General features: G+C 40.9%; 20 protein-coding genes and 1 riboswitch. Of the genes, 7 read left to right on the top strand and 13 right to left on the bottom strand.

Features of this window, described 5'->3' with window-relative positions; translation table 11 throughout:
- The first annotated feature begins 398 nt into the window (after positions 1-398).
- From PSI06_RS08475 to PSI06_RS08465, 3 genes are all read left to right on the top strand, one after another.
- Positions 399-1,334, top strand: a complete 936-nt coding sequence (locus PSI06_RS08475; protein ID WP_055255044.1) for a LysR family transcriptional regulator — start codon at positions 399-401, stop codon at positions 1,332-1,334.
- A gap of 13 nt (positions 1,335-1,347) precedes the next feature.
- Entirely contained in the window at positions 1,348-1,506 is a 159-nt protein-coding gene (locus PSI06_RS08470) for a hypothetical protein (RefSeq protein WP_273604149.1), read from the top strand.
- Between the two features lie 183 nt (positions 1,507-1,689).
- Positions 1,690-1,854 carry a hypothetical protein gene (locus tag PSI06_RS08465; protein WP_273604150.1) on the top strand — a complete coding sequence of 55 codons (165 nt, stop codon included), beginning with the start codon at positions 1,690-1,692 and terminating at the stop codon, positions 1,852-1,854.
- 45 nt (positions 1,855-1,899) lie between these two features.
- Here PSI06_RS08465 and PSI06_RS08460 read toward each other — a convergent pair whose 3' ends face one another.
- The 5 genes from PSI06_RS08460 to PSI06_RS08440 form a co-directional block, all read right to left on the bottom strand.
- Positions 1,900-2,790: a dienelactone hydrolase family protein gene (locus PSI06_RS08460; RefSeq protein ID WP_273604151.1), complete on the bottom strand. Its 891-nt coding sequence runs from the start codon at positions 2,788-2,790 to the stop codon at positions 1,900-1,902.
- Positions 2,791-2,893: 103 nt separating this feature from the next.
- Complete coding sequence (locus tag PSI06_RS08455) at positions 2,894-3,850, bottom strand: alpha/beta hydrolase (protein WP_273604152.1); 957 nt, start codon at positions 3,848-3,850, stop codon at positions 2,894-2,896.
- Between the two features lie 339 nt (positions 3,851-4,189).
- Complete coding sequence (locus PSI06_RS08450) at positions 4,190-5,986, bottom strand: SulP family inorganic anion transporter (protein WP_273604153.1); 1,797 nt, start codon at positions 5,984-5,986, stop codon at positions 4,190-4,192.
- Between the two features lie 712 nt (positions 5,987-6,698).
- A complete protein-coding gene (locus PSI06_RS08445) occupies positions 6,699-9,848 on the bottom strand; it encodes an efflux RND transporter permease subunit (protein WP_273604154.1) in 3,150 nt (1,049 codons plus the stop codon).
- Positions 9,845-11,026 (bottom strand): efflux RND transporter periplasmic adaptor subunit, encoded by a 1,182-nt coding sequence (locus PSI06_RS08440; RefSeq protein WP_273604155.1) that lies wholly within the window; start codon positions 11,024-11,026, stop codon positions 9,845-9,847. The genes PSI06_RS08445 and PSI06_RS08440 overlap by 4 nt, the downstream gene beginning before the upstream one ends.
- 169 nt (positions 11,027-11,195) lie before the next feature.
- Here PSI06_RS08440 and PSI06_RS08435 point away from each other — a divergent pair, with 169 nt between their 5' ends.
- Entirely contained in the window at positions 11,196-11,459 is a 264-nt protein-coding gene (locus tag PSI06_RS08435; RefSeq protein WP_273604156.1) for a YkgJ family cysteine cluster protein, read from the top strand.
- 167 nt (positions 11,460-11,626) lie between these two features.
- Here PSI06_RS08435 and PSI06_RS08430 read toward each other — a convergent pair whose 3' ends face one another.
- Positions 11,627-12,610: an IS110 family transposase gene (locus PSI06_RS08430; protein WP_273605007.1), complete on the bottom strand. Its 984-nt coding sequence runs from the start codon at positions 12,608-12,610 to the stop codon at positions 11,627-11,629.
- Between the two features lie 952 nt (positions 12,611-13,562).
- Positions 13,563-15,416, bottom strand: a complete 1,854-nt coding sequence (locus tag PSI06_RS08425) for a TonB-dependent receptor plug domain-containing protein (RefSeq protein ID WP_273604292.1) — start codon at positions 15,414-15,416, stop codon at positions 13,563-13,565.
- 177 nt (positions 15,417-15,593) lie between these two features.
- Between PSI06_RS08425 and PSI06_RS08420 the strand changes: the two genes are divergently transcribed.
- Complete coding sequence (locus PSI06_RS08420) at positions 15,594-16,085, top strand: peptide-methionine (S)-S-oxide reductase (protein WP_138576950.1); 492 nt, start codon at positions 15,594-15,596, stop codon at positions 16,083-16,085.
- A gap of 20 nt (positions 16,086-16,105) precedes the next feature.
- Here PSI06_RS08420 and PSI06_RS08415 read toward each other — a convergent pair whose 3' ends face one another.
- The 5 genes from PSI06_RS08415 to PSI06_RS08395 all read right to left on the bottom strand — a co-directional run bounded on the left by PSI06_RS08415 (position 16,106) and on the right by PSI06_RS08395 (position 22,232).
- On the bottom strand, positions 16,106-16,909 hold the full coding sequence (locus PSI06_RS08415; protein ID WP_054983132.1) for a hypothetical protein: 804 nt from the start codon (positions 16,907-16,909) through the stop codon (positions 16,106-16,108).
- 65 nt (positions 16,910-16,974) lie between these two features.
- Positions 16,975-17,526 carry a DUF4136 domain-containing protein gene (locus PSI06_RS08410; protein ID WP_273604291.1) on the bottom strand — a complete coding sequence of 184 codons (552 nt, stop codon included), beginning with the start codon at positions 17,524-17,526 and terminating at the stop codon, positions 16,975-16,977.
- Between the two features lie 108 nt (positions 17,527-17,634).
- Positions 17,635-20,412: an ATPase gene (locus PSI06_RS08405; protein WP_273604290.1), complete on the bottom strand. Its 2,778-nt coding sequence runs from the start codon at positions 20,410-20,412 to the stop codon at positions 17,635-17,637.
- Positions 20,409-20,957, bottom strand: coding sequence for a condensin complex protein MksE (locus PSI06_RS08400; protein WP_054983135.1), 549 nt, complete (start codon positions 20,955-20,957; stop codon positions 20,409-20,411). Before PSI06_RS08400 ends, PSI06_RS08405 begins: the two co-directional genes overlap by 4 nt.
- A 3-nt stretch (positions 20,958-20,960) precedes the next feature.
- Positions 20,961-22,232, bottom strand: coding sequence for a hypothetical protein (locus PSI06_RS08395; protein WP_054983136.1), 1,272 nt, complete (start codon positions 22,230-22,232; stop codon positions 20,961-20,963).
- A 290-nt stretch (positions 22,233-22,522) separates the two neighbouring features.
- Positions 22,523-22,695, top strand: a riboswitch (Lysine riboswitch).
- 76 nt (positions 22,696-22,771) lie between these two features.
- On the opposite strand from PSI06_RS08395, the gene lysC reads away from it, so the two are divergent.
- Complete coding sequence (gene lysC / locus PSI06_RS08390) at positions 22,772-24,157, top strand: lysine-sensitive aspartokinase 3 (RefSeq protein WP_138684990.1); 1,386 nt, start codon at positions 22,772-22,774, stop codon at positions 24,155-24,157.
- 15 nt (positions 24,158-24,172) lie between these two features.
- On the opposite strand, the gene PSI06_RS08385 is transcribed toward lysC, so the two are convergent.
- Entirely contained in the window at positions 24,173-24,919 is a 747-nt protein-coding gene (locus PSI06_RS08385; RefSeq protein WP_273604289.1) for a 4'-phosphopantetheinyl transferase family protein, read from the bottom strand.
- Between the two features lie 138 nt (positions 24,920-25,057).
- Here PSI06_RS08385 and PSI06_RS08380 point away from each other — a divergent pair, with 138 nt between their 5' ends.
- Positions 25,058-26,380, top strand: a complete 1,323-nt coding sequence (locus PSI06_RS08380; protein WP_273604288.1) for a sodium-dependent transporter — start codon at positions 25,058-25,060, stop codon at positions 26,378-26,380.
- The last annotated feature ends 56 nt before the right edge of the window (positions 26,381-26,436 follow it).

The following is a 26,436-nucleotide window of genomic DNA, read 5'->3' as shown; positions in this document are numbered from 1 at the left end:
CTTCGCTTGCGTTGAGGTGAATAATAGGTGAGAATTTCATGTGATAAACAGGGTAATAATTGAATCTTTATCAAATAATATTGGTTAATTAAAAGGGCGAGCGCTTGCTTTAAACAAATTTGCTTTTTAAACATACTATTAATGCCCAAAAGCTAGGTTTACTAATAAACGCCCTAAAGATTGTCCTAATTTAATAAATAGTGGTTAGTGACTAGCTGTTGGGTACAGTGTAATATTTGCCTTTATATTGATAAACCGCGCAATAGATAAGCATTGTCAAATATAAATAGACAATAAATCACTTTTTGATTGCTCAATACACTGTAAGCAAACCTAAAGCGCTTAATTTTGCCAAAAATAATAATTAAATTATTAAGTTGATAATGGATTAATACACAATGCTTTTAGAAGACTTACAGGTAATTTTAAAAGTGGCAGAGTTTAAAAGTATTACTGCTGCAGCATCAAATTTAGATATGCGCACCGCCACAGCAAGTGCTGCTGTTAAAAGGGTAGAGCAGGCTTTAGGTTTTGAACTATTTATACGCACCACTCGCCATTTAAGGCTTTCTGCAGCCGGCGAGCGTTACATTCCGCAATGCCAGCAAGCATTGGCAATGCTTGAACAAGCCAAAAATACACTTAAAAGCGATGACGATATAATTGATGGCGAGCTGCGTATTGCGCTTTCTTCTGATTTAGGGCGCAACATTGTGATCCCCTGGCTTGACGAGTTCATGCAAACCCACACTCAGCTCAGCTTGCGCGCCAATATAAGCGACAGTAATATCGACTTTTATCGTGACTCGGTCGACATTGCACTGCGTTATGGTAAACCTAATGATGCCAGCATGTACGGTTTTAAAATTTGCGATGTACCGCGTATTTTATGCGCAGCACAAAGCTACCTTGATACACATGGCACGCCTGCTCATCCACATGATTTAACAGAACATAAAGGGCTGTTTTATCAACTGCAAGATATAATTAAAGATGTATGGGTATTTAGCGATGCCAGCGAAGAGTTTAAAGTAAAATTGCACGGTGGCCATGCGGCTAACGATGGCGATTTAGTAAGGCGCTGGTGTGTGTCGGGCAAGGGGCTGGCGGTTAAATCGTGCTTAGATATGTCTAATGAATTACTTGCCGGTAATGTCATAAGTGTTATGCCAAACTTTAAACCCACGCCTACAGAGCTTTGGTTGGTGTGCCCAAGTAGGCAGTCAATCACTCCGGCGGTGCGCTTACTTCGCGATGCCTTTAGAGAAAAAAGCGCCGGTATTTTAAAAGCCCTTATTGCAAAAGGGATTATTGATAAAAGCGTGCTTGGCTAATGAAGGACTGATAATGCAAGTTGATGATATTAGAGTGTTTGTGCCGTGTAAAAATTATCAGCAATCGTGCGACTTTTATCAGGCGCTTGGCTTTACTATTGAGCCTGCATCAGCTGATTTAAGCATAGCAACATCAGGTGAACGTAGTTTGTTTTTATACCAATCGTGTTAAGTTATTAGGCATTTATAGCAACAGATAAATAGCGTGATAACAAGGCATAAATATCGTCATGTAGTTGCTCTACATAAGAAATTTATAACGCTGTTAGCGCTCTATTTAGCACGCTAGAATGATTAAATATTTAAGTCGATTGGTATTAAGCGTTACTACAACCAAGAATTTGCTGAAAATTTAATGCTGCAAGTGTGCGTATTAAACATAAACGAAGCCTTTAACACTATTAGTAAGTTAACTCACTTTGATATTCGCTTTGAAGGGATAAAACAAGAGCCGTGGGGTAAAGTGATTTACTTATGGGGACCATCTGGTGAGCTTTTACACATTACAGAGCTCACTTAACTTAAAAAATGCCACCCATTTTAAGCTGGTGGCATTACCTTATTATTAACTTAGTTTTTCATTAAAAAACGCTAAGGTACGCTGCCAAGCAAGTTCTGCTTTTTGCTCATCATAACGCCCAGTAGAGTCGTTATGAAAACCATGATTAGCGCCTTCGTACATGTGCATAGTGTACTCAACATTGTTAGCTTTTAAGCTTTTTTCATAATCAGGCCATGTAGCGTTAACGCGTTTATCAAGCTCACCTAATTGAATCATTAAAGGCGCTTTTATATTTTTGTGCAGTGACTCACTGGCAGGAGTACCATAAAAAGGCACGCCCGCGCTCAATAAGTCACTCTCAACCGCCGCTAAGTAATTAACAATGTAACCACCAAAACAAAAGCCCACAGCTCCCAGTTTGCCGTTACTATTCGAATGATTTTTTAAAAAGTGAGCCCCAGCTACAAAATCGTTTTGAATTTTAGCTCTGTCCATGGTTTTTTGCATGGCGCGGCCTTCATCGTCATTGCCCGGGTAGCCACCAAGCGCAAAGAGTGCGTCGGGTGCAAAGGCAATAAAGCCTTTTTTGGCTAAGCGCCTGGCTACATCTTTAATATATGGGTTTAAACCACGGTTTTCGTGAATAACTAATACAACCGGCAGTTTACCTTCAATTTTGCTAGGTACAGCTAAGTAGCCTTTGCCTTTACCATGCCCGTTTGGCGAATCAAATTCTTCGTAGGTGGCTTTAATATCATCATCGTTAAATGATACTTGCTCTGCAAACGCATAATTAGGTAACAGGGCACTGGTTAGTACGCTCATTGAAAAACCAAGTGCAGCTAACCCACCTAGTTTTTTCATAAATGTACGTCGGTCCATTAAACCGTGGGCGTATTCGTCGTACCAATCAAAGGCTTCTTGCGGGATATGATCTGATTGCGGGGTATTCATGGCTGCTCCTTAACTTTATTATGTATATTTATTATTTAAATACCATAACGTATTAGGGATAAAAAACGAGCAATATTTTTCTAAATTATTAGGACTGTTGAAGTTATCCATCAAGCAAGGAAAGGAGCACATTCCTTTGTTGTGTGGAAATTAAAGAAACCATTTCAATGTGATTTAAATCTTTTACCTCATACATGCTCACTTTTGAGTTGTTAAGAGTAAGCAACCTATTATATGGACTCACTTTGTCTGCATTACTTGAAAAGATGTAAGTTTGCCTAGCATGCGGGGTCTTATTTAGATTATTTAATATATCGAGTTTAGTAAGAGGTACTTCACTTTTTTCAATTATCTTAGCCGCGACTTCGCTTAAATAATCATCGCCTAATAGTTTGCTATAAATAGGGTGTGATAAGTTAGCAATTGTGGTTAGTGCGCCCTCAAAATTAATCATTGGGGCATAAAGTATATGCTTACTAATGTTCAGCTTAGATGCCAACTCAACTCCCGCAATTGCGCCCATTGAGTAACTAATTAAGGAAATATCAGTGTAGTTTTCTTTATTTACATAATTCACTAGCACATCAAGCGAGTTTAAGCCAAATCTAAACTTCTCGTATTGATTACTTGCAGGCATCACTATCACATTTTTTCCAGTGACATGGCTAAGCCATCTTGCTTGCATGGTGTAAATCAAGCTGTCTACGCCATACCCCGGAAAGATGATTAAAAGCCCACTATTATGGTTGTTTGATAAATTATCTGAAGTAAGTTGGTATTCAAAAACCTCATCTTCAGTGCTTCCTTCAACAATCAAACTTAGCGAAAGTGTATTACCATCGAGTAGGTAGCTTTCGATATCCTTAGGTGAGATAAACCTAAAATCAAGACAATCTACTTCGCTGCTACAGTAATGGGTTTGTACTCCAGATAAAGCGATAGAGCTCTCAAATTCTTTAGGGAGAACTTTCTGCGGAGGCTTAGTTATTTGATAAGCAATATAGCTCTGGCACCCACTTAAAAAAATAACTAAAGAAATAATCAGTATGTATAAGCGCATTAAAGTCCCTTTAATTTTCAAGCTAAAATTTTTTGATTAATTAATGCCTGACTTCCCTTCATCTACGCCTATCAAAAAGTCGAGCCCTACAAATGTGAACGATATAGCAATGAAGCCAAATAGCATTAAGTTACGGTTATTCTTTTTAAACCAAGTGTGATTAACACAGCAAAAACAATAAATAGAATAAGTTGTACAAGTGGCATAGTTACATCCTTTTATGTGGGGGTGTCCATATACGTGCCTAACTTACCAGCTTAAAATAATTTAAACAATTGACTTAAAAATAAAAAGCTCGGGAAATTCCGAGCTTTTTTAGCGAGTTACCTAAGAGACGTGTTACGCCATAGCGTCGTTGGCTACAGGGTATTTAGGGTCTTCAACAATGTTAACCTCAACTAAATCACCGGCTTTTTGTAATAACTTGGCAGACTCTGGGCTCAAATGGCGCAAATACAACGTTTTATCTAATGCTTTATAACGCTCACTTAAACCATGTATGGCTTCAATACCTGATTGGTCACACACTCTGGCATTGGCAAAATCTATACACACTTTTTGTGGGTCGTTATATGGATTAAACCCTTCTTTAAACGAGGTTATAGAGCCAAAAAATAGATTACCCGTTACTTGGTAGGTTTTTTTGCTTTGCGATTCATCGCTGCATTTAATACGGATTTCTTTTGCAGAGTTCCATGCATAAACCAAGGCAGAAATAACAATACCTATGCCTACGGCTACGGCTAAATCGAGCAATACGGTAACGGTAGATACCACAATAATGATAAATATTTCAGACTTTGGAACACGGCCAAATAAGCGCAAAGATGACCACTCAAACGTAGCAATAACCACCATAAACATAACGCCAATTAAAGATGCCACCGGTATCATTTCAATTAAGCTTGGAAAAAACAAAATAAATACCAGCATGAATAAAGCGGTAGCAATACCTGCTGCACGCCCTCGGCCGCCTGAATTTAAACACACCATGCTTTGGCCAATCATGGCGCAGCCACACATGCCACCAAATAAACCGCTTAAAATATTGCCCGAGCCTTGCGCTACCGACTCACGATTACCTTGGCCGCGGGTTTGTGTTATTTCATCAATAAGCGAAAGCGTCATAAGGGTTTCTATTAGCCCTACAGATGACAAAATAAGCGCAAGCATGAGCACGGTAATAAGTGCATCGAGCGAGTCGCTATTGGTTAAATCCCAACTAATTTGCGGAAAGTGAAAACTCGGTAATGCACCTTTTAAACTGCCATCAAGTGGGTCGATGGTGTCTTTTAAGCCCTCAGCTACTTTTTGCGCTTCGTTTTCTTGCCATTTAGCCGTAATCTGCGCATCGGTTGGGCGCTCAAGCGCAATATTTTGCGCCACTTCGCTGTATTGCCCATGAGGTACTTGATTTTTTATAGCTGCAAAGTTTTCAGTAATGATCTCTTTTTCAATCATTGAAGTACGCTGCGTGTGCACAACATCGCTAACAAGTTTTGACTCAAGTGGAGTAAAGGTGACCAGCGCTGTACACACTGCTATTGCAGCAAGAGGGGCAGGAATTGCTTTAGTATAGCGCGGTAAAAAATACACAATTGCCATGGTTAACGCAATTAGTCCCATCATGGTAAGCATAGCTGGGCTGGTTAGTTGCATCCAATCGCCTGCGTAGGTAAACATATCGTGTTGCTTATCGTAAACTACGCGAACGTTTTCTTTAAATTGGCCAAATTGCGCCATACCAATCACAATAGCTAAGCCATTTACAAAGCCAAGCATTACAGGGTGAGGTAACAGCCTAATAAATTTGCCCATTTTAAAAGCGCCAAACACTACTTGTAGCACACCGGTTAATACCACGGCGGCCAACAAGTACTCGAGCCCAAACATAATAATAAAGGCGGTGGTGACTACAGCCATAGAGCCAGCAGCACCCGAGATCATACCTGGGCGGCCGCCAAACACGGCGGTAATAAAGCCAACAAAAAACGAGCCATAAAGCCCCATCATTGGGTCAATTCCCGCTACAAAGGTAAACGCAACAGCTTCGGGAATGAGCGTAAGCACAGCGGTTAAGCCGGCTAATACATCATTTTTTAAATTAGCGCTGCGTTTGCTTATTAAATCAAACATAGGGTTCCTTAGGGTGCATAAATAAACTAGATGCCATAGCGCTTTAAGCGGATAGCAGTATGTTTAGGTGTTTTAAATTTACGTGTATAGGGCGTGTTGATCTTTGCGGATTGAGATTTGTTCAATCTAGGGGCGATCAAATCGCGGCGCGAGGTTTGTAACCTAGTGGGCTCGATAACTGCTCCTGCGTTATTCTAATGACTTACATCCATGTAAGAATAAGTAAAAACCGAGCAAAGCTTCCGCGTCCTGCTCACGCCCCTTACCTACCTCCATGTAGGCAACAAAGAGTTTATCGCCCCTAGGCAGAACCCAAAGGGCAGCGTATGTTTGGCGTTTATGTTACGTTATCGCCTATTTATGGGGAGTAACCACACTTCATAGGCTCTGCCTTGCCTAAAAACCAAACATACTGCTGCAAATTCAAACGCCAAAGGTCAACACGCCCACGTTATTAGAGCTAAGTGGAAGGCACTTAACTGACAAGCGGCCCAAAACCATTGCGGTGTGAGCTTAATGCTAAGCAATAAAATTATAATGCGTTAGCGATGCTTTAAATTGAGGGCGCATAATACGCTGATATAATTAAAATAATTACCCATAATTTATTTGAAACACTTTATAAAAACTATTAATAATGCAGTGCAATATTTAGGCAATAAAAAGCTCGGCGTATTAGGCCGAGCTTTAATGGTTGGGAGAGAAACTGTAATTATTTGGCAGTGGGTGCCGGTTGAATACTTATAGGCTGCGATTTACCAAGTAGCTTACGGGTAAGGCGCTTAGCGTCTTCTAGTGCTACGTATTGGCAAGGTATAAGTATTAAAGTAATTACCGTGGCAAATAGCACACCAAAGGCCAGCGATACCGCCATAGGAATAACTATTTTAGCCTGTAAGCTGGTTTCCATAATAATTGGCATTACCCCAATAAATGTAGTGATTGAAGTGAGCAATATAGCTCTAAAGCGCTTTGCACCGGCTTGCATAACGGCCTGTTTTACGGCCATGCCTTCTGCGCGTGCTTTATTTACAAAATCAACCATTACGAGGGAGTCGTTTACGACTATGCCCGCTACCGCAATAATGCCAAACATAGACAGCCCGCTCATGGTCATACCTAATATTACGTGACCAAACATTGCACCTACTACACCAAATGGAATAACCGACATAATAATAAGCGGCTGCGAGTATGAGCGAAGCGGAATGGCCAATAAGGCAAATATAATCATCAGCGATATAGCAAAGTCGCGTAACTGCTCATCGGCGCTGTCCATTTCTTCTTGTACGCGCCCAGCCACATTACTTTTAACGCCTGGGTAGCTTTTAAGCAGTGAAGGTAAATAGGTATCGCGAATTTCTTGTGCAATAGCAAACGGTTCAACTTGGTCAGTATTTACTGCTGCCCACACATTAACAGTACGGTTTGAGTTTTCACGGCGAATACGGTTTACACCATCTACTAGCCTAACTTCGGCTACTTCGCTTAACGGTACTTCTGCGCCGGTTGGGGTAATAATACGCGCACTTTGAATGTTGCTAATTGAGTTACGCTCGCTTTCTGGGTAGCGTATCATTACTTTAATTTCTTCGCCTTCGCGTAAAATACGCTGTGCTTCTAATCCGTAGTAACTAAAGCTTACTTGCGATGCAACGTCGGCAAGAGTAAGTCCCATGCTGTAGGCCAGTGGTTTTAAATCTAGCTGTACTTCGTCGGTGGCACTTTGCAGTGAGTCGTTTACATCGCCTACACCTTCCATGCTTTGTAGTTTAGCTTTTAATTTACCAGCTACTTCTTTTAGCTCATCGGCATCTTTGCCTTGTAGCCTAAAGCTTACGTCGCCGTCATCACGTCCGCCGCTAAAAATATTATCTTGAATATTAAGCGTTTTAACACCTGGAAGCGGGGGCATTTGTTCGCGCCACAGGGTGCTTAATGCAAAGGTGTCGATAGGGCGCAAGTGTGGCTCTACTAAAATAGCCATAATGTTTGCTTGAGTACGCCCGCGTAGGCTTACCGATAAATCGCGGATCATGCTTTGGCCGTATTGCTCTTCAAGCTCTTTATCTACTTTGAGTAATACATCTTCTATTTTACGGGCCGTTTCAAGGGTGGCTTGCTCTGAAGAGGCTAGGTTCATTTCAAGCGTAATACGCGGAAAATCATGCGGTATTTTAGGGTTAGGCACAAACTTAACTAAGCCGCCTGCAAACATACCTGCACTGACTATTAATATACATAAAAAGCCAATAATTACGGTATAACGATAATGTATACAATGACCTATAAAAGGCGTGTAATAGTTTTGTACAAAGTGTTTTAAGCCACTATCAACCACATTACGCAGTTTATGTAATGGGTTTTTAGGGTTAGGTTTACGTGGGTTCATGGCTGCAATATGCGCAGGTAATATTAGCTTTGATTCAATCAGCGAGAAAATCAAACACAATATAATAACCACACCAATGGCTTTAGAAAACGCAGCGCCTGGGCCCGATGCCATAGCTTGCGGTAAAAACGCCGCGATAGTGGTTAAAACCCCAAAAGTGGCAGGCATTGCAACGCGCTTAACTCCGCGAATAACATTATCAAGGCTATGGCCGTGTTTTTCTATTTCGGCACTGGCCGATTCGCCCACGACTATGGAATCGTCGACCACAATGCCAAGTACAATAATAAAGGCAAATAACGACACCATGTTTATGGTGATGTCTAAAAAGCCAATTGGCATAAACAAAAAGGCACCTAAAAAAGACACCGGTAAGCCCATCATTACCCAAAAAGCTAAACGCAGCGGTAAAAACAGTGCCAGCACTATCATTACTAAAATACCGCCCCATACCATGTTGTCGATCATCATATCGAGTCGACCTTCAAGGTAGTAAGTTAAATCAACAATAGGGGAGAGCTTTACGCCTTGTGGAAGTTTCGATTGTTTTTCTGCCATGTAGCCTTTAAGAATTTTAGCTACATCGGTAATGTCTTGATCTTTAGAGGCATCTACTTCAAACGTGAGTGAGTTTTTACCGTTATATTTAGAGTAAAGTAAGCCTTCTTCAAAGCCATCATTAATCGTCGCTACATCGCCTAAGTTAATCTGTGCGCCATCGGCAAGCGTTATAAGCGGAAGCTTTGCAAATTCACCACCACGGTAGGCTTGTTTTTCAACACGCATTGAAATATAGCCAGTGTCAGAGCGAATTTGCCCTGCCGACATATTGGTAGAAAAATTTTGCACCGCACTTGAAACATCTCTAAAAGTTAGGCCATATTCACGTAGTTTATCAGGGCTTATCTCTATGCCTATTTCGTAATCTAGGCCACTGTAAAAGTCGACTAAATTAACGCCAGGTAAGGCGAGTAGTTCATCTTTTATGTCGTTACCTAACTCTTTAAGCTGGTAGTAACTCATGTCGCCATAAAGTGCGAGGATCATTACCTCTTGCTGAAATTTTTCACGTTGAATAACGGGGCGTTCCATTCCTGCCGGAAAGGTATTGATAGAATCAACTTGCGCTTTTATTTCGTCTAGGGCTTCTTGTAGGTCGTATTTTTCTTCTATTTCTACCCACGCTTGCGCATAACCTCGGTTAGAGTAAGTGATTAAGCGTTTTATACCCTCGGTACCCTCAAGGTTTTCTTCAATTTTTATGGTTATGCCTTCTTCAACCTCTTGCGGGGCTGCGCCTGGGTATACCGCTTGAATACTCACCCAGTTACTTTCAAACTGCGGGAACGCCTGTTTACGAATTGTTAGCGCAGTTAATAGCCCGCCAATAAGTATAAAAATCATGATGAGGTTTGCCGCCACTGGGTTACGTGCAAACCATGCAATTAAGCCTTTTTCTGAGGTACTCATGGTGTATCCTCTTTAAGTGCTAATTGAGTCACATCGCTTTTAGGCTCAGTGCCTTCCAGCTTAACCGCCATGCCTTCTGTTGGGTATTCAAGGGCAGAGGTAATAAGTTGCTCGCCACTGTTTAAGCCTTGGTCCGCAATCACCATACCGTTTTGTTCACGTACAATATTAAGCGTTTTAAAACTCAGGGTGTGATCGTCGTTTAAAATAGCAATTTTGTTATTTTTAACTAAATGGTGCGGCACTATAATCGCGTTATCAAGCGCGCGGCCTTTTATGGTGGCATTTATATAAGAGCCAAAACGCAGTGGTTTGGTGTTATCAGCGTACGGAGTCGGTAACTGAGCAACTAAATAGCTCATACGGCTGGTTTGATCTACCACACCTTCGCTTCGTGCCACCTTGGCTTGCCATGTTGTCTGTTTGCCGGCAAATTCAGCATTAAGTGTAACCAATGCGCCAATACCGCCGTTATCTAGGTATTGCAGCTCTTTATCTGCAACCGGTAAACGCACCTCTGCAACCGAGGTAGCGCTTAGCTCGCCAAACTTGCTACCCGCACTAACCACTGAGCCTAAGCTAATGGTGCGTTGGTTTATTATAGCGTCGTAAGGAGCTTTGATGTACGTGCGTTCTAAATTACGTTTAGTGCGTTTTACACGGGCTTGGGCAGAGCGAAAGTTTGCCATTTTTTCTGCAAGTTGTGGTTTACGTAAATAAAGCTCCGATGCAATTGCATCGCTTGAGTCTGATTTAATACGTTCCCATTCGGCTTTAGCTACGTGAGCTTGCGCGCGTTCTATTTCAAGTGCTGAACTTGCTTGGGCAAGGCCTGCTTCGGCCTCAATTAAATCGGCCTCGTAATCATTTGGATCAATTCGTGCTAAAATATCGCCTTGCTTTACAAACGCGCCTTCAACAAATTGTTCGGCTACTGAAATAACTTGCCCGCTTACTTGTGCAACCAGCTCTGTACGGTCTTTAGGTTTTACTACGCCGTACGATTTAACATCGAGCGTTATTGCATCAATGTTTACGTTTTGCGCAGCAACAAGTGGGCGAGTGTCTTGCTCTGGTTTTTCTTCTGGTGGCGTTTTCATGGCTGAAAGGCCAAAAGCGAGTGCAATCCCGGCTGCTAAAACCGCGACTGGTAATAAAATTTGTTTTTTAGTAGCCACAAGGCATTCCTTCATATATTTGGTGACAAGGCAATAATACGCAATAAAGTGTTTACAAGGCGTTTTAAGATGTAACAAAGCATTACATATGTGTATTACAAATAAAGAATGGGCTAGGCAGGGTGTAAATTTAAATACAAAGGCCTGGCTTTAACTAACAGAGGTATTTATGAAAACAGAGCCTATGGCATGTCGCTTAGGCTGCGGCGCATGTTGCATTGCCCCAAGTATTAGCTCGCCAATCCCCGGTATGCCAAACGGTAAAAAAGCCGGAGAGCGTTGTATTCAGCTTGATGAGAACTATTTATGTAAACTATTTGGCGATGAAAGCCGCCCTAAAGTATGTAGCGATTTTAGCGCCACGCGCGATGTATGTGGGTCAACTAATGCAGAGGCTCTAGCGCTTATTACCGAACTTGAGCAGTTAACCTAGCTTACGGGGTTAATACACATATATTTACATTTATCTATTACTGAGTGATTTTTTAAGTAATTAAAAGCTGCGCTTTTCACGCGAGCAAGCTCTGCGTCTACCGCAAATGTGTAGATATACGCTTATTTTGTAGATACCATCTCTCATTTTAAGCTTCAAGGTCGTACTTAACTTACTTGGAGCTTAAACGCTTCTTGGTTTTTTATTACACCAAAACATATATGGATGAGCTTTCTCATATTCGCACACACAGTTTGCATCGGTGTTTTACCGTTATTTATTAATGTTAACTTGTGTCGTTTTATTGTTTTATTCCACTGCCCAGCGACAATAGCTGCCATATAGAGTTTGCAGCGAATTCTGGCTGGCCCAAGTTTACTGATTGATGTTCGCCCTTTTAATTTACCCGATTCATTATGCCGTGGAATTAACCCACAATAAGCTGCTGCTTCTTTGGCTTTATTAAATTTTTTAGCCGCAAACAAATACGTCAGCTCTCTCGATAGTACGGGCCCAATGCCAGGTATAGACTCTAGTAGTTTCCTGTTTCTTTTTAAACCAGGCTCATTATCTATGTGGTTATCAATATCAGATTTAAGCTGTTTAATTTCGTCATCTAAAAACGCGATAGTCACTTTTATCGATTGGCAAACACGTGCTGAAACGTTGCTAAATTCATTTGCATCTAATCGGTTAGCTTCTCGTTGTCGGTTACTCTCAAGCGCATCTAAACGACGAATAAGGGCTTTAAGCTCTCTAACTTCTAACGCTTCAGGTTGCCAATAATCAACGACTGCGTGCTTTGCACAGCCGTAATGGGCAAGCATCGTTGCATCAGATTTATCTGTTTTATGAATTATATTTAACGCGTCAGCATACTTTTTAGCTTTACCAGGATTCGCTAAAATAATATTAAAGCCTTGCTCGTGTAAAAAATACATCAGTGCTTCATGATAAACACCCGTTGGTTCAAGTGTGATAACGAGTTCACTAGCAGTGCTTTTAGTTGTATTTAAAAGCCATTTTTCTATTTCTAAAAAGTCTCGATGCTTGTTTTTAAAGACTTTTGTTTTAATCTTGTTTGTAAGCTGGTCTCTCAACCACGATAAATCAATCTTCTCTTTACTAATATCAATGCCGATAAACATCATCTCTACTTACTCCCCTTGTACATACAGCATCTACTTAAATAAAAGTGTGCTTGGATACCATTCAGTTTGTGAGAATAGAAAGTCAGGGCTTTATCTACGGAGCAGTATTAAATACTAGACGCACAGGCAAGCTCACTGACTTCGATGTGATAAATGATAGCTAATCATTTATCAACGAGAGATACAAGACGTAAAGCTTGCTAACGTTACAGGCAAAGCCTGTAAAAGTGGATTATTTACAAAGAGATTAAGAGGCGCTGCACTTTTTGAGGAAGAGATTAACTTTAAGCAGTAGTTGGCTTTTGTTTTCTCATTTACTACTCATTCGCTTCTCTTTGTGCAACTTTTTAGCTTTGCTTTATATAAAAACGCGCTGCTTTTACTGGCTTAAGGCCATAAAGTGAGTAACTCACAAAGAGGGCAAGAGGCGCTGCGCTTTTAGAGGAAGAGATTAACTCTAAATAATAGTTGGTTTGTGTTTTCTCATTATTGCTTATTCGCTTCTCTTTGCGCTACTTTTTAGCTTTGCTTTATATAAAAACGCGCTGCTTTTACTGGCTTAAGGCCATAAAGTGAGTAACTCACAAAGAGGGCAAGAGGCGCTGCGCTTTTAGAGGAAGAGATTAACTTTAAGCAATAGTTGGTTTGTGTTTTCTCATTTACTCCTCATTCGCTTCTCTTTGTGCAACTTTTTAGCTTTGCTTTATATAAAAACGCGCTGCTTTTACTGGCTTAAGGCCATAAAGTGAATAACTCACAAAGAGGTGAAGAGGCGCGGTGCTTTTAGAGGAAGAGATTAACTTTAAGCAATCGTTGGTTTGTGTTTTCTCATTTACTGCTTATTCGCTTCTCTTTGTGCAACTTTTTTTGCATAAAAACTATGCTTTTGTATCAATAAACACAGCGTCTACAAACCAAAGTTTAAATTGAGTTTGTAAACGCCGCTTTAATTTTACCAACTGTACGTTGCGCTTAGCGTATATTGCTCACCGCGCCCTGGTGTACCAGGTATTTCTTCAAACGACTCATCCCATACGTTATCTGCCGCTAAAGTAATAAATAAATTGCTTATCTGAAGCGGGGTTATTTTAAGCGTGAGTTGGGTAAAAAGCGCGTTGTCGTCGCCGTTTCTAAGCGCGTTTTTGTGTTGTGTACGCCATTCGTTATCTATTCTAAATTCTAAAATATCAGTTGGGTTATACACAGCGCCAAGTGTTAAACGGTGATCGGGGAAGTTTAACGCGTAAAAACTGGCATCAATATCGGCAGCGCCGTAGTTCTCTGATTTATGTAAATAGGTGTAGCTAGCAATAAGTTTTGCAGTATCAAAGTGCTTAGTCGCTAAAAATTCAACCCCAGCAGTATCAATATCAACCGGGTTTGCAAAGCGCGCAGAGGTAGAGTCAAAATTAAAGGTCCAATCGGTTAAGTTATTATCTTTTCTATAAAAAATAGCCGAGTTTAACTGCCAGCTTTGCTCTTCAAGTAATAAGCCTAGCTCTAAGTTTGAAGTCGTTTCGCGTTCAAGGTTGTAGTTACTTCTAAATAACCCGCCAGAATCGCTGCCGCCAATAGCTGTGTAGCCTGCAACTTGACTCGCCTGCGCGTATGATAAATAAATACTTTGCGCTGTGCCGTCACTGTTTTGGGTGTTTAAGGTTATATCACCAATAGCTGATACTTCAGCATCATCGCGATTTGTATCATCATACGCAGCGCCTAAACGAAAGATAAGCTGCTGATTCTCTTTTAAAGCCATTGTATATTGGGGCAATACACTCAGCTTGTAATATTTTCGTGAGGTAAAGTTGTTTTCAAGTGTTGTTGATTCAATCGAGTCATCAATAAATTGTGCTGAGTAATTAATTGCAAACGCATTGCTTTGTGCATGGCGGCCCGAAAGAGCAAGCGATTTAACCTCGCTTTTATGAAACGCTTCGAATGCACTTGGGTTTTCGCGCGAGTAAATATAGTGATCGTCATGGGTACGGTAATACGCCGATACTTCAACATTACTGTTTTCAGCGTAATTTTGTTTGTGATTAAGCATCCAAAGGCGGGTTTCTAAATCTTCAGTTTCGTTAACGCCAAAGGGAGTGTATAAATTGGGCCAGCCAAAAAACTTATCTTGCGAGCCATAAAATAAATCGGTTTGGCTATTCTCACTTGCCAATTGCACGCGAGCTGAGGCGCGCGAAAAGTCATGGTCACCATTATCAATAGTGCCATCACTTTGCGAGTGAGAATATTCACCTTCAAAACCTAATGTATAGTCAGCTAAGCTATCAAGTTGTGTGTTTTTAGCAGCATGAATGCTTTGAAGATTAAAGTCGTTCGTACCAGTACCAAGCGATACACTACCGCCAGTAATAATCGGTTTCCAACCAAACGAAACTGTACCTACAGAGCTGTTCATACCGTACAGTGCATTATCAGCACCGGTTAAAACTGCTGGGCCGCTTAGCATTTGCGGTGCAATGGGAATTTCAGCAAAATAATGGCCAGATTGCGGGTCAAGCAGGGTAGCACTGCCTACTCTAAAGCCGGTGTTTTCAAAAATACCGCCACGAATAGTTACATCAGCTTGTGCCTCAGCCATATTTCGTGATTGAAGATCAACACGTGGGTCGTACTCTAAATTAGAAATAGGCGAGTCAAATGTACCTACAGGCAGTTTATTCGCAGTAGGCGAAGCCTCCACTGTTATTTGCTCGATTGAAGACTCATCAGATAACGTATTAGCATAAGCAAATGGAGTAACGCTGCATAATAGTGCAGGCAATATAATGTATGGTGTGCGGTTCATGTGTTTCTCGTCGTTTTTTTATTTGTAGCTGCGGTTACAATTAATTTCAAAGCTCATATTTGAGCATGATAAAATAGCCAAATATAACCGCAGTCATTTTGTGCGCGATTGTACATTAATTTGTTAATATCTGCATTTGATAACCATTCACACTTTTCTCATCAGGTAACATTTATAATGAATACTAAAGAACATAATACTATTTACTTTGCTGGTGGGTGCCTATGGGGCGTACAAGAGTTTATGAAGCATTTGCCAGGTGTTGTTAGCACACAGGCAGGGCGCGCTAATGGTTTAAGTAAAACTACAGATGGCGAATACGATGGTTACGCAGAATGCGTAAAGGTAATTTTTGACCTAAACGCCGTTAGCCTAAATAAGCTGTTTGACTACTTTTTTGAAATTATTGACCCATACAGCATTAATAAACAAGGGGATGACGTAGGCCCTAAATACCGCACTGCTATTTACAGCAAACACCAAAGCCATTTAGAGGCAGCAAACAACTATATCAAAAAGCGCAGCGATGCCGATAAAATTGTAGTACAGGTAGAGCCGCTAACTAATTACGTACCAAGCGATCCTGAGCATCAAGACCGTTTAACCAACCACCCAGATGACTATTGCCATATACCTTTTGAGTTATTGTATAAGTATAAATTGTCATAGAGTTATACTTAGATTACAGGTTACTCAGGCCTTTCAAAGCGATACAATTTAAACGAGCCAGTTTGAAGAGTTGTACCTTTGTGGTTTGAATACATATAGCCTTTGAGTTCTCGGTTGTCTTTATGAATAATTAGCTTATTTGCGAAGAGTGGATTGCTGGTAGTGATTTTCAGTACGTTGTCTATTTCTTGAATATCTTGTGGCATAAAAGTGGTGCTGATTATGTCATTGGTTCCACTTGCAAAATAGGTGAAATATGACTCTTTATTTGGGTGAAATTCAATACTTACGAGTTTTTGATTGCCGTCTAAATTTAATAATCCTACCCAAAAACCATATAAACCTGACTTTTCTATAGCTGCTAATTCATCTATTCTAGAGCGGTATTTATCTATGAATGTATGGACGGTAGATTGCCTTTCTTGTTTTTCCAACCGGTAAGTTTTTGACATGACAAAATCATCGTCTGCATTAGAATAAATTTCTAACACCTCAAATGAATTATCTAAATAACGGCTTAAAATTAATGTAAATTGCAGATGCTCTTTATTAGGGCTAATGAGTTTGATAGTGCAATTAATGCGATTGCATTTAATATCGTTATCATTAAACGCAATTGATTTATTTCTATGAAATGCACTGGCGATATTTGCAATGATTAAACGGTGTTCTCCGTTTTCTTTTATTTCCAGTACATTGTATTCGAAATTATCTTTGTAAATGCCTTGCCACAAACCTGGAGTTAATTTTAAATTTTCCGCATGTGCGGGGAGCGAAGCAAAAAAGACGAACAGAGTGACTGTAAAATATTTTAAAAATGCCAAGGTATGAGTCCTTTATTAACAAAAAAGCTCACATTTTGTGAGCTTTTTAAAAACTAACTTTAAACTTACAGCTGCTTTTGCGGCGGGAAGTTGCTTAAAATATTAGCGACTGTTTCTTTAATTGATGCTTCGCGTTGCTCAGGCGATTGTTTTTTCTTTAAACGGCCTTCTTTTGCGCCGCGCCATACAAGCTGGTTTGATTCGCGGTCAATAATATCAATTACTAACGTACCCACTTCGTATTCACGGGCGCTAATATCGCGTTGAAAACCCGTACCCCAGTATCCCCAACGTGCGCCGTAGCCTACGTTAAAGCTGTCTACTTCTAGCTCTTTATCTACCGATGCATGGTAGTTAATTAGTACGTCAGCTTGGGCTGGGTCTACTAAGCTCATACCTAATGTTTGGCTAAGCTCTTTATTAACGGCAGTACGTACACGTTTTTCCATTAAGCCGTTAATTTGGTAGTTTGTGGTGTCTTTGGTTAGGCTCGCGTTTTCTACCCAAGCAAATGTTTTAAAATTACTAAAGTTGGCTGATTTGTCGTAATCCCAGTCTGGGGTTTGCGTACAGGCTGTAAGTAATGTCAGCGCTGCAACAATAAGTATATTTTTCATTACCTTTGCTCCAATAAAATGCGTTAATTTAAAATAACACACATCGTTTAAATGTGTATTAGTTTAACGTCCTATATTTTAGTTTAGTTGGTTTGCCTTAACGGCCAATTAATTGTGTTCAACTTCAATCCAGTCTTTTTCGTCTACCCAGTTTTGGGCGCCATCTTTTACTGAACGAATAGGTACAATGTAATCACAGCTTACCTGCGGTTTAACCGAGGCAAAAATTGGCACAAAGCCAAAGCTCAGTGCCGTTTCTATGATTGCTTTTTGGTTTTGCGGGTCAATGTCGGCCGCTTCATCAATATAAATAGGTATACGGTAAAGGTTTTGTTCCTGATCGCTTAATAAGTAACGAATAAACAACATGCCACATAATAACTTAATAGTAATACGCGTCCCGTTTGAGCCAGCTGAATCGATTTTTTCAAAGTGCTCGGTTTCACCTGCGCGGTTAACCACTTCAAAACGAATATCAAATAAGTCAGTTAATGTAAGGCCTGCTTTGTCGGAGGCAAGTTTTATTAGGTGATCTTTTGCTTCGTTTACCGCGCTTTCGCTGTAAGGTTCTTGGCTTAATAAGTCAAGGGTGTCGCCTTGTTCAAACTGATGCGACGTGCTGATGATGGTATCAATACTATCAACCAGCATTTTGCGCGGTATTACGTTAATTTTAAACGCTTGAAGGTTAGAAATACGGTGCTGGCTTATCCCTTTATTAAAGCTGTTCATTTCGCGGCGAAGTCGGTCTAAGTCTTCACGCAAGCCTTTAATTGTTGCGGCTACTTCGGTTAGGGCTACGCGACCTTGGCGCTCAACGGCATCGCGTTCGTTATCAAGGTTATGAAACGCGCTAATCAACTTTTGGTATTTAGTAAATTCGTCGTTTTCGTTATCGAACTTAGTAATACCCGCGTTATATACATGCAAATAGGTATTACGTACGTTTATGTCAAAGTTGCGCAGCTCTTGGCAGTCTTTATTAAAGTGATGTACTAAGTCGCTTAAGTTATCAAAGTCGACTGTTATATCAATCATATACGGGGTTACTTTACCGCTGTATAAATCAAGCGTGTGGTCAATTCGCTCGCTTTTAACTTGGCGTAGGCGCTCGGTTTGGCGATTAATTTGCTCTTGCTTAGATTTAATTAACGAGCGCCTGTCTGCAATTGAGCCACTATTTTTTTGAATGTCTTGCAGGTAGTCGTCAACTTGTTCGCGCTCTGCTAATAACTGCTCTTTTAGCATGGATTGCGCTTCTACCGACTGCTGCATTACCTCAAATTGCTCTAAGCGTTTTAGTGAGCTCTCTGCGCTCATTAGCTCATCGTAAAGTGCATCTTTTTCTTTTTGTTTATCGGCCACGTTAGCGGCTACTTCGCGCTGTTGTTTAAACTCTTTTAACGAGCGTTCCAGCGCGTCTAGCTGAGCGCTAAGCTGGGCTTTGTTTTCGCCGCTTTGCATTTGCACTGGCGAGAGTTTTTTAAGTTTAATGCTTGCCCCTGGTAGGGTTAGTACACCGCCTTTAACGTTTTCGCTTAATAGCGATAAAAATTCCCCAAAGGCGTCTTCATCATCAATGGTTATATCGCCATTGCTGGTGGTGGCAAACGAGAGAATATCGGGGTTTAAAATGCGCGATATTTCTTCGACTTCTTTAAGTGATAGGTCTTCGCGCATTCGAGTAAACAAATTAAACTCAAGGTTTTTAAGCTGCAGTTTTAAGCTTTTAATTTGTTTTTGGGTCTCGCTAATGCGGTAATCAAGCGTGTGTAGGCTTTGCCCTTGTGCGCTGGTAATAGAGTGCGAAAGTGACTCGTAGTCTTGCTTAAGTTGGCCAAGGTTGGTTTTAAGGGTGGCTTTATTTACCAGTTCAAACTCGCTTTTAAGAGCGCTGTAATCTAAAAACCATTGCTCAATTTGGGTTTGCCTGCGTTCTATATCGCGCGATTGCTGTACGTATAAGCTTTGTTTTTGCTCAAACTCGTGTTTTTCGTGCTCTATGTCTTCAAGGGCAATGGCTAGTTCGCTTAGTTGCTCTTCTTGGTAGGTATCAAAGTCTATTAATGCTTGATCAATTTTAGGCGCGTAGGCTGCTAACTTACCTTTAAGTACGGTTTGGTTTTCAAGCATTGATTCAAGCGCTGTTATTGGCTCTTGCATTGATTCAAGCGCTTTTAATTCGCGTTTAGCGCGATTTACTTTATCAAACGAGCGACGCCATACTTCGTAAAAGTCCACTTTAGAGTTAGACATATGGCGTTCAAACACACGTAGCATAAAGCGTTTAACATCGCTTGCACCCAATTTGTGTAAGTTAAGAATACGCCTAAAAATTTCTTTATAAATGGCGGAGTCTTGCACGTTATTAAGCGGGATCATTTTTAAATTAATGTCGCCGTCAAAAGGGGTTGCGCCGCCGGTAAGCAGGGCGTTTAGCTCTTGTGCTTTAAGCTCTATAGGGTTGTAACCTTGCGTTTTTAAATGATTAAACAGCTTGGTAAACTTAATAATGGTATTACCTTGCGTGTACTGCGCTAAATCAAGTTTGCCTTGATAACAAAAGTACTGGTGCGCGTAACCGGCTATTTTACCAAGGCCTGCTACACCAATAACCACCGAGCCATGGGGGAGGTTGGCTTCAAGCAAAATGTACGACTGATCTGATGAAAAATAAAATTTACGGGTTTCATCTAAATCGTGCCCGTCCCATTCGGTTAGGCGCAAATCGTTTATTAGCGGAAATTGTAGGGCGTTAATAACCGAGCTTTTACCGGTATTGTTTGGTGCACAAATAGAGCTGCTTTTATCAAGCGGAATAACACACTTTGCATAACCTGCGGTATTAAGTAGGGCGAGTTTACTTAGTCCGTATAAGTTTTTCATTGCTCGTCCTCTGTAATGTAGGTTTCTTCGTTTACTTCCATAAGTGCATCAATATAGCGGTGAATAGGTGCTTGTAGCATAAAGCCGCCTTCTACTTCGCGGGCAAGGCCTAAACGTACCATGCGCAGGTATACGTCTTTTCGTAAATCTGAGCCCGAAAATATCTCAAGTTGATCAAACAAGTGTTTATTAATTTGCACTAAGGTTTGCATCAGTTCTAAATCGTTTACTTCATCAAATAGGGCACGCATTGGGTCTTTACCCGTATTGGCAAAATGCTCAATTAAAATGTAAATAGTCAGTGCTATAGCACGGGATATTTTCCCCATGTTTGGCGTGCTTTCGTCGCTGGCAAAGTAGTAAAAGCCGCGGCTGTCGTGTTTTAAATCGTGGCCAAGGGCGTTAAATAAGGCGCTATAAGATTCTATGTGCTGGTCAAGCTCTTGCCACATTACGTTGTCTTGTTCGCAAATATGGTAACCCGCACCTAATTTTTTATTAATGGCTTGTAGGTGCGTAAGCTCGTCTAAGTTTATATGTGTCATGTGTTACTCGTCTGCCTGTGTATCTGGCTGAGGCGCAGAATTAAATGGGTATAACGAAAAATGCTGGCCGGCAATTTTTACGCGTGTTTTCTCATCGCTTTGGCTAATGTGAATTTCACTGTCGCTGACTAGTTTTTGATATAAAAATAGCATTTCGTCGGCGTCTAATTCTGGGTAGCTTTCATCTAAAAATTGCAGCAATGGCTGGGGCTTTTTACGTTTTTTATTAAAGCGTTTTGCAAAGCTTGTTTTAACATCGTGGTAATCAGGAATGTTTGGCGTAACAAATGCCGGCACGTCTTGTTGCTCTGGGAGTTGGTATTCTTCGTGTTCAAATTCTACCAAGCTTGCCATATAGGCAACTATATGACGCTGCTGGCCAAGCGAATAGCGCTGCGCATCGCTTACAAAATTTGGTTGTACCGCGCTTAGCATGTTGTCTACGCCATTTTTACGCACAAGGCCAAGCACTTTTGCTGCTTGGCGGGTAATTAGGTTATTACGGCGTAGCTCTTCACGCAGTGGCATAAGCATATCGGCACTTTTACGTAAGCTTTCTCGGCCAACTAAATGCATTTCGAGTATACGTGTACGCAATTGCTCAAGCATACGCTTGTCGTTGTAGGCTTTGCCTGAGCGTTCAATGTGCTCTATTTGCTTACTTATTTGCTGCTCAATAAGTGTAAAACAGGCATGAAAGTCACCGCGAATATCGACCATTTCAAGCATCGGCTCTATGTATTCATCAAAGGCTTCTATTACCGCTTTGTAGCGCTTTTGCAAAGATTGCACCGCGTGATCAGATTTAGCTTGCTCAACAATGTTTAAAATTGCGTTTTCGTTGTGCGCGTAAAGCTTCATTATTTTACGCACCCGATCATCCATAATGCGGCTATAGCGGCGTAAATCGTCATAGTCTTCTATTTCACCGGCATTATCTAAACGGTTTCCTAGGCGTGCTAAATCATCAACCAAAACGCTAATTTCTTGTGCTAAACCTAGGTGTTCTTCTTGTAATAAAAAGGTCGCAAAATCGGCAATGGCGCGGTTTATTTCAAGCTGGGATGATTTAGCCAATGGAATAAGTATATCTTGATTGAGCAAACGATTTGTTTCTTTGTAAATGCGCTCGTTTGTCCACGTGGGCTGTTTTTGCTTAATGGCGTTTTGCACGTCTTTGAGGCTAAAGTCGGCCATTTTAAAACGTTTAAATAATAGCTCTAAAACACCCCAGTGTTCGCTAAGGGTATTAAGCAGCTTTTTAGCTGGGATCATAATGCGGTGATACATCCTAGTAATGAGTTAACTACACTTAAAGCAGAGCGTAGTTTTTATATTTTTATAATAAAAAGTACTCGTTATTAACTGGCTTAATTTACACATTTTTTTAGCTGGCGTACAGGCGAGTTACATTAAGCGCTGTAAAAGTAGCCAGCAATGTAAACCCGGGCTAAATTATTCGCGTTATATTAACTAAAACACCTTGACAGCTAGACGTCTAAACGATAACTTTCAAAGCCCCGCCACACAGTGGGGTTTTGTTTTATTAGCCACAGGTTAATACAACATTCAGAAGAGGTGCGATACTTAGGTATTTAATGGTAGGTGACGAACGCCCATAACCATTAAAGAGGGAAGTACTCGCCGAGGAAAACAAGGTTACGTCAACCGTGTTTTTCGGTTTATGGGGCTGAATCCCCAAAACTGTCACCAACTTAGGTGGAGAGCTTCTGGCAGTGGACACATCTTATTTGCATTCCTTTGCCAAGTTCTTCTTGTTTTTTAGCGGTTTGGATACCGCGAAAGGAGACGAAATGACTACCCAATCAGTGCCACAAACAGTATCAGGCGCAAAATCAGATTACATCGTTGCCAAATTTGGCGGAACCAGTGTTGCAAACTTTGAAGCGATGAGTCGCTGCAGCGAAATTATTGTTGCAGATAAAAGCGTACGTATTGTAGCTGTGAGCGCCAGTGCAGGCGTAACTAACCACTTAGTTGCACTGTGCAAACCCGACCTTAGTAAAGAGCAGCGCCAAGCACACATAGATGGCGTATTGGCTATTCAACAGGCTATTTTAGATGAGCTGTCGCTTGATGCCGATTTAGCGGTGGGTTTTAACGAGACGTTAAAAGCGTTTCAAACGTTAGCCCTTGAAACACTCACCACTGATCAACAACACGATGAGCTGCTTAGCTTTGGCGAACGTTTATCGTCTTATTTATTTGCTCAAGTGCTGCGCTTAAAAGGCTTAAATGCAGATAGGTTTGATGTACGCAAAGTGCTTAAAACAGACAGCCAATTTGGTAAAGCAACGCCCGATGTTGCGGCCACTGCACAAGCTGCTAAAGACCTGTTAATTCCGTTATTAGATGAGCAAGTAATAGTTACACAAGGGTTTATTGGTAGTGATGAATTTGGCCAAACCACAACGCTTGGCCGTGGTGGCTCTGACTACAGTGCGGCGTTATTAGCAGAGGCTATTAACGCTAAAAGTGTACACATTTGGACCGATGTAGTGGGTATTTTTAGCACCGACCCGCGTTTATGCGCTAAGGCAACGCCAATTGCTCGTTTAAGCTTTGATGAAGCCGCAGAAATGGCGACATTTGGCGCAAAAGTATTGCACCCTGCAACTATTTTACCAGCAAGCCGTAGCCATATTAATGTATTTGTAGGCTCTAGCCGCGAGCCAGAGCGCGGAGGAACGTGGATTGAGCGTGAAAAATCGCAGCAGCCAGGTATTCGTGCCGTTACGCAGCGTAAAAACCAAATATTGCTAACGCTTAAAAGCCCAGAAATGTTATTAGCAAGTGGCTTTTTGGCCCGTGTATTTACTATTTTAAGTGAATTTAATATATCGGTAGATTTAGTTACTACCTCAGAAATTAGTGTTGCCATAACCCTAGATAACGCGCCTAATGCCTCGCGACCTGAGCTTGAGCAAGCGTGTTTAGATAAATTGGCCGAATTTTGTCATGTATCGGTTGAAAATAACTTAACCTTAGTGGCGCTTATAGGGTCTGAAATACAGCTACGCCAGCACGAAATGAACTTAATGAACGTATTAAAAGAGTTTAATATTCGATTAATTTGTCATGGTGCAAGTAAGCACAACTTATGCTTTTTAGTAGAGCAAAGCGAATCAGATACCGTGGTACAAGCAATACACAGCCGCTTATTAGAAAGCGCTGCTTAAGCTTTTAAAGCCAAGTTATTCAGTATCCAAGTTATTAAGTATAAAGCACCGCCAGTCGGTGCTTTTTTTATGCGCCACGCTTATATCAAACTCCTCATTGGCAACCGTTATGCTGTTACTCGATGCTGTAAGGTTTAACAAAGAAAATTCATCAAATACATTTGGGCTAAGCAATTGCGCTATTGGGCGGCTAGTTGCTTTAGCGAGTGCCTCTTTTAAGGTCCAAATTCTAAAAAAGCGGTGGGCTTGCTCTTTTATAGCCAAAGGCGCGGTAATTAAGGCAATTTCAGCCTTATGATAAAAATGCTTAGCGAGCTTTTCGAATGGGCGTTTTAAGTTAATTTTTTCAATATCAAAGCCGAACTCCGCCTTAGTAACATTAAGTGCAACGCCAACTAAGCCATGCGAGTGCGAAATACAGGTATTTATAACGGTGTGGTTTATATGGAGCTGCAGTTTTGAGCATTCTTCATTAAAGTGGGTGCTCATTTTATTAAGCGGTATGTGTGCGTATTGGGGCTGAGTATGCTTTGCAAGTTGCTTTAGTAATATGCGCGATGCTAGATATTCTTGCTTTGCTTGCATGCGTTTACGACGATTTATAACCCTTAGCTCAAATGGGCTTAGGTACTGGGTTAAATCAAGGTGTTCTAAATTAAGTGTGTTGGCATTAAACACTAAAATAGTATTGTTGCTAGGGGATAAATCGCTATAAAAAGAGGGAGCAATACTTAGGGTGTTTTTAAAAAAGTGGTTAGTCATACGCGCTTAAAATAAGTGAGTGCTGTAATTATGAGCGGTTAACAGCGCTTATTTATGCCAAAAGCAATTTTATTACTCAGTTGGCATTAAATATGGTTTAATTCACAATAATCAAAGAATAACAGAATTTGTAGATGTATGGCACAAGTGCGTGATGGATTTCAAAGCCGTTTTGGTTTTGTTTTAGCCGCTGCAGGCGCAGCAGTGGGTTTAGGTAATATTTGGGGTTTTCCTACGCAGGCGGCCAACCATGGTGGCGGTGCATTTTTATTGGTTTACTTTGTAGTTATATTTTTACTTGCGCTACCTGCGCTTTATACCGAACTTTATTTAGGCCACCAAGCGCAAGCAAACCCAGTAAAAGCATTGGGTAATGCGTGGCAAAATACCAACAAAAAAGTAGGGGCTGCCGCAGGATATATTGGCCTTGCGGGCGCTGTGATTATGCTTAGCTTTTATTCTATTGTAGCTGGTTGGATGCTCTCTTACGCCATAGAGCCTATTACTACATTCTTTGGTTTTACCGCCGTAAGCGAGTTTTTACACAGCGACTCTATGGTGCGTAATTTTATATTTACGCCGCTTATGCTTATTTTAACCGCCAGTATTATTTTAAAAGGGGTTAAATCTGGGATTGAAACCTGGTCACGCCGTTTAATGCCATTGTTATTGGTGCTACTAATAGGCTTAATTTTTTATATAGCCAGTTTAGAAGGCGCCAGCGAAGGGTTTGCTGCTTATTTAATTCCTAATTTTAGCCAAGTGCTTGACCCAAATTTAATCATTGCTGCAATGGGGCAGGCGTTTTTCTCGCTCTCATTAGGGGTTGGCTGCATGATGATTTATGGCTCGTACCTGCAGCCAGATGCAAACCTGCCAAAACTAACTGCAAGCGTTGCACTGCTTGATACCAGCGTGGCATTTTTAGCAGGTTTACTGATAGTGCCTGCAATTTATGTAGCGCAGCATAACGGGGTAGAGGTGTTTAGCGGCGGAAAACTTATAGGTGAAGGGCAGCTTATATTTGCTATTTTGCCTGAGCTTTTTAGTACCATGGGCGAAATTGGCTTACTAATTGGGTTACTGTTTTTTGTACTTATGTCGATTGCATCGGTTACATCGACTATTTCTACCACAGAAATACCGGTAGCGTTTTTAGTAGAAAACCACCGCGTAGATCGTACTAAAGCAACGTGGGCCGTTAGCCTAGTGGTGTTAATATGCGCTAGTGCAATAATATTAAACTTTGAGTGGTTATTTGGTTTAGTAATCATGCTATTTACTCAGTACCAACTGCCACTTATGGGGCTGTTTTATTTTATAACCGCAGGTTGGATGTGGAAACGCGGTAATAAGCTTCATAAAGCCAGCACCGGCACGCATTACTGGTTTGCTCAATACATTCGTTTTGTGTGCCCAGTATTAATGACTCTTGTTTTTGCAAACGTTGCGTTTGGCTAAAGTATTTTAAGCTTTACCCGTTATGTAAATAGCAAAACGGGTAAAGCTAAATTAAT

The organism is Pseudoalteromonas sp. GABNS16E (assembly GCF_028598715.1).
Lineage (GTDB): Bacteria > Pseudomonadota > Gammaproteobacteria > Enterobacterales > Alteromonadaceae > Pseudoalteromonas > Pseudoalteromonas atlantica.
This window is presented reverse-complemented; position numbering and strand designations above follow the sequence as displayed.

What these genes read in the sequence shown, in the direction of transcription:
- PSI06_RS08475 (WP_055255044.1), top strand. Translation starts at nt 399, where the DNA reads ATGCTTTTAGAAGACTTACAGGTAATTTTAAAAGTGGCAGAGTTTAAA.
- PSI06_RS08445 (WP_273604154.1), bottom strand. Translation starts at nt 9,848, where the DNA reads ATGAGTACCTCAGAAAAAGGCTTAATTGCATGGTTTGCACGTAACCCA.
- PSI06_RS08465 (WP_273604150.1), top strand. Translation starts at nt 1,690, where the DNA reads ATGCTGCAAGTGTGCGTATTAAACATAAACGAAGCCTTTAACACTATT.
- PSI06_RS08425 (WP_273604292.1), bottom strand. Translation starts at nt 15,416, where the DNA reads ATGAACCGCACACCATACATTATATTGCCTGCACTATTATGCAGCGTT.
- PSI06_RS08405 (WP_273604290.1), bottom strand. Translation starts at nt 20,412, where the DNA reads ATGAAAAACTTATACGGACTAAGTAAACTCGCCCTACTTAATACCGCA.
- PSI06_RS08400 (WP_054983135.1), bottom strand. Translation starts at nt 20,957, where the DNA reads ATGACACATATAAACTTAGACGAGCTTACGCACCTACAAGCCATTAAT.
- PSI06_RS08380 (WP_273604288.1), top strand. Translation starts at nt 25,058, where the DNA reads ATGGCACAAGTGCGTGATGGATTTCAAAGCCGTTTTGGTTTTGTTTTA.
- PSI06_RS08395 (WP_054983136.1), bottom strand. Translation starts at nt 22,232, where the DNA reads ATGATCCCAGCTAAAAAGCTGCTTAATACCCTTAGCGAACACTGGGGT.
- PSI06_RS08385 (WP_273604289.1), bottom strand. Translation starts at nt 24,919, where the DNA reads ATGACTAACCACTTTTTTAAAAACACCCTAAGTATTGCTCCCTCTTTT.
- PSI06_RS08420 (WP_138576950.1), top strand. Translation starts at nt 15,594, where the DNA reads ATGAATACTAAAGAACATAATACTATTTACTTTGCTGGTGGGTGCCTA.
- PSI06_RS08455 (WP_273604152.1), bottom strand. Translation starts at nt 3,850, where the DNA reads ATGCGCTTATACATACTGATTATTTCTTTAGTTATTTTTTTAAGTGGG.
- lysC (WP_138684990.1), top strand. Translation starts at nt 22,772, where the DNA reads ATGACTACCCAATCAGTGCCACAAACAGTATCAGGCGCAAAATCAGAT.
- PSI06_RS08470 (WP_273604149.1), top strand. Translation starts at nt 1,348, where the DNA reads ATGCAAGTTGATGATATTAGAGTGTTTGTGCCGTGTAAAAATTATCAG.
- PSI06_RS08435 (WP_273604156.1), top strand. Translation starts at nt 11,196, where the DNA reads ATGAAAACAGAGCCTATGGCATGTCGCTTAGGCTGCGGCGCATGTTGC.
- PSI06_RS08460 (WP_273604151.1), bottom strand. Translation starts at nt 2,790, where the DNA reads ATGAATACCCCGCAATCAGATCATATCCCGCAAGAAGCCTTTGATTGG.
- PSI06_RS08430 (WP_273605007.1), bottom strand. Translation starts at nt 12,610, where the DNA reads ATGATGTTTATCGGCATTGATATTAGTAAAGAGAAGATTGATTTATCG.
- PSI06_RS08450 (WP_273604153.1), bottom strand. Translation starts at nt 5,986, where the DNA reads ATGTTTGATTTAATAAGCAAACGCAGCGCTAATTTAAAAAATGATGTA.
- PSI06_RS08410 (WP_273604291.1), bottom strand. Translation starts at nt 17,526, where the DNA reads ATGAAAAATATACTTATTGTTGCAGCGCTGACATTACTTACAGCCTGT.